1 protein-coding gene, 1 pseudogene and 1 other annotated feature are annotated in these 1120 nt (G+C 57.1%); the gene and the pseudogene both read right to left on the bottom strand.

Going from position 1 to position 1120, the window contains the following annotated elements; genetic code table 11:
- Positions 1-250 (bottom strand): annotated as a pseudogene (locus BFP70_RS21190) (IS3 family transposase); the annotation flags it as partial.
- Positions 99-215, bottom strand: a sequence feature (AL1L pseudoknot). Its footprint overlaps the pseudogene before it by 117 nt.
- Positions 251-332: 82 nt before the next feature.
- The gene (istB, locus tag BFP70_RS00590) at positions 333-1088 is read right to left on the bottom strand and encodes an IS21-like element helper ATPase IstB (protein WP_083217268.1); all 756 of its coding nucleotides are present in this window, start codon (positions 1086-1088) and stop codon (positions 333-335) included.
- Positions 1089-1120: the final 32 nt, after the last annotated feature.

Raw genomic sequence — 1120 nt, 5'->3', positions numbered from 1 at the left:
AGACACGTTTGATCTCCGGGCGCAGCTCCGTATCCCGCTGATGCCGGGCTGAAGCTTTGGCCGGATCGGCTTGGTGCCAAGCGGTGGTAATATGTTGACGGTGCAATCGGCAGCACCCTGCAGATCGACTCGACACCGTAAACAGCCCTTTGATCGTAGATGAAACCGATCATCGCTTGAGTGGGCGGTCGAGTTCCGCCTGCGCAAAATAAGCTGATGCCTTGCGCAATATCTCATTTGCCTGGCACAGTGTTGATTGTCACTGAGAACTGACCCGGTAGCCCCATAAATTGTCACCGAGATTTGACCCACCCTCAGTTATGTGCCGCGGTCTATGACGGGGTCAACGTTTTGGTCTCCTTTCGTGTTTTCTTTGCAGACTCGGAGCTGGCCTTGAAGCGGTAGCTGTCGTTGCCAGTTTCGAGGATGTGGCAGCGGTGGGTAAGCCGATCCAAGAGAGCCGTGGTCATCTTTGCGTCTCCGAATACCTGCGCCCATTCTGAGAAGCTGAGGTTTGTGGTGATGATGACGCTGGTGCGCTCGTAGAGCTTGCTGAGCAGATGGAAGAGCAGCGCCCCGCCAGATGAGCTGAACGGCAGGTAGCCGAATTCGTCCAAGATGACCAAGTCGACCTTCGTCAGCATCTCAGCCAGTTTCCCTGCCTTACCGAGCGCCTTTTCCTGCTCCAGCGCGTTGACCAATTCCACGGTCGAGAAGAAGCGCACCTTACGCCGGTGATGTTCGATGGCTTGGACGCCGATTGCTGTGGCTGTGTGGCTCTTGCCCGTTCCGGGACCGCCGATCAAAACGACATTCTCGGCCGCTTCGATAAACTCGCATCGGTGTAGCTGCCGCACTGTTGCTTCAATGATTTCACTCGATGCAAAGTCGAAGCCCGTCAAATCCTTGTAGGCCGGGAAGCGGGCGACCTTCGTGTGGTAGGCGATGGACCGCACCTCGCGTTCGGCGATCTCGGCCTTGAGCAGCTGTGACAGCATTGGCGTGGCAGCTTCGAACGCTGGCGCGCCCTGGGCGACCAGATCGTCGACCGCATTTGCCATGCCGTAGAGCTTGAGGCTGCGCAGCATGATGACAATAGAGGCTCCTGCAGGATCATGAC

Origin of the sequence: Thioclava sp. SK-1, from assembly GCF_001705665.1 — a bacterium.
Lineage (GTDB): Bacteria > Pseudomonadota > Alphaproteobacteria > Rhodobacterales > Rhodobacteraceae > Thioclava.
The sequence above is the reverse complement of the archived record's forward strand: the minus strand, read 5'-3'. Positions and strand labels throughout refer to the sequence as shown.

Excerpts from the sequence above, each read along its gene's own strand:
- istB (WP_083217268.1), bottom strand. The coding sequence starts at position 1,088 with ATGCTGCGCAGCCTCAAGCTCTACGGCATGGCAAATGCGGTCGACGAT.